The 5,242-nt window shown below is 38.0% G+C and carries 6 protein-coding genes; 2 read left to right on the top strand and 4 right to left on the bottom strand.

The window, feature by feature from the left end; all coding sequences use genetic code 11:
* Positions 1-37: 37 nt before the first annotated feature.
* Positions 38-247 carry a hypothetical protein gene (locus tag K737_RS09805; protein ID WP_024161320.1) on the top strand — a complete coding sequence of 70 codons (210 nt, stop codon included), beginning with the start codon at positions 38-40 and terminating at the stop codon, positions 245-247.
* Positions 248-606: 359 nt separating this feature from the next.
* Here K737_RS09805 and K737_RS09800 read toward each other — a convergent pair whose 3' ends face one another.
* The 4 genes from K737_RS09800 to clpB form a co-directional block, all read right to left on the bottom strand.
* Positions 607-771: a hypothetical protein gene (locus K737_RS09800; protein ID WP_023492429.1), complete on the bottom strand. Its 165-nt coding sequence runs from the start codon at positions 769-771 to the stop codon at positions 607-609.
* 357 nt (positions 772-1,128) lie between these two features.
* Positions 1,129-1,251 (bottom strand): transposase, encoded by a 123-nt coding sequence (locus K737_RS11325; RefSeq protein WP_161630390.1) that lies wholly within the window; start codon positions 1,249-1,251, stop codon positions 1,129-1,131.
* A gap of 153 nt (positions 1,252-1,404) precedes the next feature.
* Positions 1,405-1,620, bottom strand: coding sequence for a hypothetical protein (locus tag K737_RS00615; protein WP_152531007.1), 216 nt, complete (start codon positions 1,618-1,620; stop codon positions 1,405-1,407).
* A 255-nt stretch (positions 1,621-1,875) separates the two neighbouring features.
* Positions 1,876-4,440 (bottom strand): ATP-dependent chaperone ClpB, encoded by a 2,565-nt coding sequence (clpB, locus tag K737_RS00610; protein ID WP_006290058.1) that lies wholly within the window; start codon positions 4,438-4,440, stop codon positions 1,876-1,878.
* 436 nt (positions 4,441-4,876) lie between these two features.
* Between clpB and K737_RS00605 the strand changes: the two genes are divergently transcribed.
* Complete coding sequence (locus tag K737_RS00605; RefSeq protein WP_035574697.1) at positions 4,877-5,113, top strand: hypothetical protein; 237 nt, start codon at positions 4,877-4,879, stop codon at positions 5,111-5,113.
* The last annotated feature ends 129 nt before the right edge of the window (positions 5,114-5,242 follow it).

Genomic DNA, 5,242 nt, shown 5'->3' with positions numbered 1-5,242 from the left:
CAAGGCAATCTGCTCCATATCACGGTTCATAAGGCCAATGACACAGGTGCTGGGTGCAGAGTTTTTAAGGAAGCGGTGCAAAAATTATCCTACATTAAAGGGAGTGTGTGCAGATGATGGATATAGAACCCCCATGGAGAAATTTGTGAGAACTCTATTGAATAAAACTATAGCAATCTCAGAGCGTATATCTCAAGGATGGGCTATACTTGCTAAAGCGTTGGATTGTCGAAAGAACATAGGATAGCCAAATTATTTTGAAGGGTATCTAAAGATTATGAAATTGCCCTAGCGACTGCTAAAAACATGAGTATGATAGCCCATTCCATGATCCTATTAAGAAGGACAGCTAAATCATGAATACAGGTTATAAAAAAATAGTTTATATAAAACCTATATAAAGATAGATTTTAAAATTTATTAAATACAAGAAGAATTAGTATATAGCTAAATCAGTATAAAAAGATTACAAAAAATGGAATTGAAATAAGTGATCAATTGAACAAGGTACTGTTCTTCTTATATTTGTGGCTTGGGCACATTTTTTCTCAATAGAGAGTGAGATCGGGGGAATATGGAGGCAACTAAAGCAAACTATGATATCTTCTAGCATTTTTTGCCTAGCTTTTCCTTTAACCCAAGATTTAACCCAATTTGTAAGCCAGATATCAAACCAATTGCAATTATCGCTTTGCCAATTAAAGCGCCTATGGCCTTTATCAAAGTACCCATGCGTTCTTGGCGTATCATGAGCAAAACCGCTTTTATCACTATAAAACTCTCTGCTCAATTTTTTGGCAAAACGTAGACCTTTTCTCTGGATCGGATGATTGAAAGTTTTTTTATATGCACTCCTAAACTCTATTTTGCATATCTGATACCAAAAGCGCTGACTTCTGCCCTCTTGGCCCTTTCATAGCTATACCTATCTGGAAAATCTTGATTAGATATGCAAAATCTAGCGGCTACTTTTTCAAATGACAACCTGTACTTTGTTTTTAATACTTTTTTCAAAAATCTAATGAATATCTCATAAATTTAATTATATAATTTATTACGTAATTCTTAATTTTATCTAGATCTATTTTCATGTTCTTTTTATGATGGTTTAGCTATATGTATCATAATTTAAAAACCCAAACGGTTCTTTTTAGGAGGGATCACGGCCTTGCACCCCTTTTCTTTGAGTTTTCGCCGCCCCCTTTCATCGGTATCATACGCTTTATCGGCAAGCACCGCACCAGCCTTCACGATGTGATCAGCTCCTTCCAAATTATGGGTCTTTATGGGGCTGACCTTTTGTCAAGTGAAAAGCGATGGAATTGCTGGTAGGATTGCCGCCTTAAGCATCACAGATTGCATGAAGATGGCCTGGTTCTCATTTTTTTTAGTTCCAGCGCTGTGTTAGTGGGCGCGCACAATCGTGAAATCGATCATCGCATACTTGTTTTGGCGTCTTTTGCCAGCACCTAAAAGACTCTTTTCTATACGCCCTTTTGGCTCTACCTCGTAAAGCGGATGGATAGCTTTAAAATCGCAAACCTCTCCACGGAATTCCTGCACAGTAACGGTATAAAATAGCCTCCACAAACCGGGGGAGGCTTTTGTTGTAACGCTCACATCCCCTGGGTTTCCAAGTAAAAGATCCTTGATCCGATCCCCCTCCCTCAACGCATAACGTCTCATTGAATACAATTTTTTTTGAATTTTCTATTATTTAATTATCAAAAAACATAAAAAATCAACTTAGTTGAGGATGAGGGCTAACACTCCTAATTTAGTTTTCGTCTTTTTTAGTTTTTTTATCAAAACATTGTATAAAAAAATTCCTCCTAAATTTTTGTAGTTTTCTTAAAGTATTATGAAAAAAAATTTTTATTGACGAATCTGAAACGTAACACCATTTCCGTTTTCTGAAAGTTTTCCAAAAATCTCTTCTCCTTCGTGCAGTTTGTCCTCTAAAATTAAAGTGGAAAGAGGATCTAAAACTCTACGCTGAATAATTCGTTTTAAAGGACGCGCCCCGTATTCTGGTTCAAACCCTTCATTGGCTAAAAATTCGATAGCACTGTCATCCAGATGCAGCCTTATGTGCTTATTGCTTAATAACCGATGAACATTGTCTAACTGAATACGTACTACCTGATGCATATGCTGTTCTGTAAGTTTATGAAAAAACAAAATATCATCTAAACGATTTAAAAATTCTGGTCTAAACGTGTGGCGTACCACTTCCATTACCTGAGAGCGCGTCTTAGAAGAAAGATCAGAACTTTTTTCCTGCATCATGTACTGACTTCCTAAATTTGAAGTCAAGATCAAAAGCGTATTGCTAAACCCAACCACGCGTCCTTGACTGTCTGTCAACCGGCCGTCGTCTAAAATTTGAAGGAAAAGATTAAAAACGTCTCCATGAGCTTTTTCTACCTCATCTAATAAAATAAGCTGATAGGGACGTCGACGTACACTTTCAGTAAGTACTCCCCCTTCTTCATAGCCTACATACCCTGGAGGAGCCCCAATTAATCTTGATACTGAATGTTTTTCCATATACTCAGACATATCAATGCGCAGCATGGCCGTTTCATCATCAAATAAAAATTCTGCTAGTGCTTTTGCAAGCTCTGTTTTTCCCACTCCAGTGGGTCCCAAAAATAAAAAAGATCCTATAGGACGTTTGGTATCGGCTAATCCCACTCGTGCACGACAAATTGCCCGACTGACCGCACAAATAGCTTCGCTTTGTCCCACAACTCGCTGACGTAACAAATTTTCCATTTGCAGTAATTTTTGACGTTCTTGCGTTAAGATTTTGTCAATAGCCACCCCTGTCCATCTTGAAACTACTGCTGCGATATCTCCTTCAGTCACTTCTTCTTTTAATAGAGCATGAGAGCTTTTTTCTCGTTCATCCCTAATCCGAGATTCTAAATCTGGAATAGTACTATACATTAGTTTACTCGCTTTTTCCCATTGGCTTTCTTTTTGTGCCTGAATAAGATCATTACGAGCTTTTTCCAGATCGGTTTTCAGAGTTTTCACACTATGCAAAGCAGTACGATCTTGTTCCCATTGTGTGCTAAGAATACGGCTTTGTTCTTCTAAATTCTCTAGTTCTTTTATACATCCTTGTAAACGCGTCTTTGCTGCAAGATCGTTTTCCTTCTTTAAGGCTTCTTTTTCGATGCGCAACTGAACAATCCGACGATCAATTTCATCTAAAGCTTCCGGTTTAGAATGCACCTCCATACGCAAACGACTTGCCGCTTCATCAATTAAATCGATAGCTTTATCTGGCAAAAATCGATCGTTGATGTAACGATCTGATAAAGTTGCAGCACTGACAAGTGCACTATCAGTAATGCGCACGCCTCCATGATGCAACTCATAGCGCTCTCTAAGCCCTCTTAAAATAGAAACCGTTTCTGCCACAGAAGGTTCTTCTACGAAAACCGGTTGAAATCGTCGCGCTAAAGCTCCATCTTTTTCAATATATTGGCGATATTCTTTTAGAGTAGTTGCACCAATACAATGCAGGTCTCCTCGAGCTAATGGAGGCTTCAACATGTTAGAAGCGTCCATTGCTCCATCAGTTTTTCCCGCCCCCACCAACGTGTGAAGTTCATCGATAAATAGAACGATATCTCCCTTACTGTGCTCAATTTCGTCCAAAACAGCTTTTAATCGTTCTTCAAATTCTCCACGAAATTTACTTCCTGCCAACATAGCCCCTAAGTCTAATGCCATAATCCTCATATTTCTTAAAGTATCTGGAACATCACAAGAAGCAATACGTTGAGCCAATCCTTCCACCACAGCAGTCTTTCCTACTCCTGGCTCTCCAATAAGCACAGGATTGTTTTTGCTGCGCCGAGACAAAACTTGGATAGTTCTTCGAATTTCTTCTTCTCTTCCAATCACGGGATCCAATTTTCCCTGCTGGGCAAGTGCGGTTACATCCTTTGTGTATTTTTCTAACGCATCATAATGTGCATCAGAAGAAGCGCTATGTGCATTACGTCCTTTTCGAAGTTCTTGGATACTTTTTTCCAAAGCTTTCATATCAATTTTGGGAGAAAGATCTAAATCTAACACCTTAAGCACACCATACAATAAAGCCTGAACCGTGACAAAAGTATCTCCTATTTTTTGGGAAAATTCCTGAGCTTCTTTCAACGCCTGTAATAAAGAAGACCCTGCACTACATTGTCCCCCCTTTGCTGAAGGCATCTTTTTTAATAAACGCTCTAACACCGATTTTACTTGATTTGCATTGATAGAAGCGGACTGAAGCAAAGACGCCCCCACACCTTGAGCGTCTTGAATTAAGGCAAAAGCTAAATGTTCTGCTAAAATTTGAGGATGACTATTTTGGATCGCTATAGATTGCGCTTCTTGAAGAAACCCCTGGGCTTTTTCGGTATAATGCTCAAAATTCATTAAAAATTTCCCTCTACAACTATCGCTTCATTCAAAGAAAAGTATAGAAAAAAACCGTATAAAAATCAATATCCTCAACAAGTTACTACTATAAACACAAAAAATGAATATTTCTCAATGAAAAGACTAAATCCTAAAAAAATTTATAAAAAAAACAATTACTATTCTAGAAAAATTAAATTTTAAACGTTTCTTCACTAGACCTCTTTGGAAACCTAGGCAAAGAGTAAAATCTAAGCTTAGATTATATATCTAATGGCATACTCCCCCTCACTTTTTTGAAGGGTCTTTAAAAGATCCGAAAGAGAGGCTATTTTATTAAAAATAAACAACAATGTTTAATGCAAATGAACCTTCGTACTTATCGATCAGCGAAAGGTTCAGCATCCTGCGCTGATCCACAAGATGAACGCTCCACCTTCAATAAAATCCCAGCTTGAACGCGTCAGGCGTTTTTTTAAAAGGACAAGGAATTGATTCTGGGCTCTTCTCAAAAGCCTTGATATCAAGCATTTGGGAGCCAGTTCCTAAAATGCATTTAATGCTCGATGGCGCTAATTGGAAGTTTGAAACGCAGAATATCAATTGTCTCGTACTAGCTGTTAGAGTTGGAAAGATTACATTTCCTTTGTTTTGGAGCATGCTTGATCACCAGAAAAATTCGCACACCTAAGCACACATCAGTTTATTAAACCAATTTTAGGAAATCTTTGGGGTCGATAAAATTCTCTCCTTTTCAGCTGATCGCGAATTTGTGGGCAAAGATTGGATCACTTATTTGTGTGACTTATTTGTGTGACTT

It is taken from the genome of Holospora undulata HU1, assembly GCF_000388175.3.
In the GTDB taxonomy this organism is placed as follows: Bacteria; Pseudomonadota; Alphaproteobacteria; order Holosporales; family Holosporaceae; genus Holospora; species Holospora undulata_A.
The sequence above is the reverse complement of the archived record's forward strand: the minus strand, read 5'-3'. Positions and strand labels throughout refer to the sequence as shown.

Coding starts and splice junctions, on each gene's coding strand:
- K737_RS09805 (WP_024161320.1), top strand. CDS start 38: ATGACACAGGTGCTGGGTGCAGAGTTTTTAAGGAAGCGGTGCAAAAAT.
- clpB (WP_006290058.1), bottom strand. CDS start 4,440: ATGAATTTTGAGCATTATACCGAAAAAGCCCAGGGGTTTCTTCAAGAA.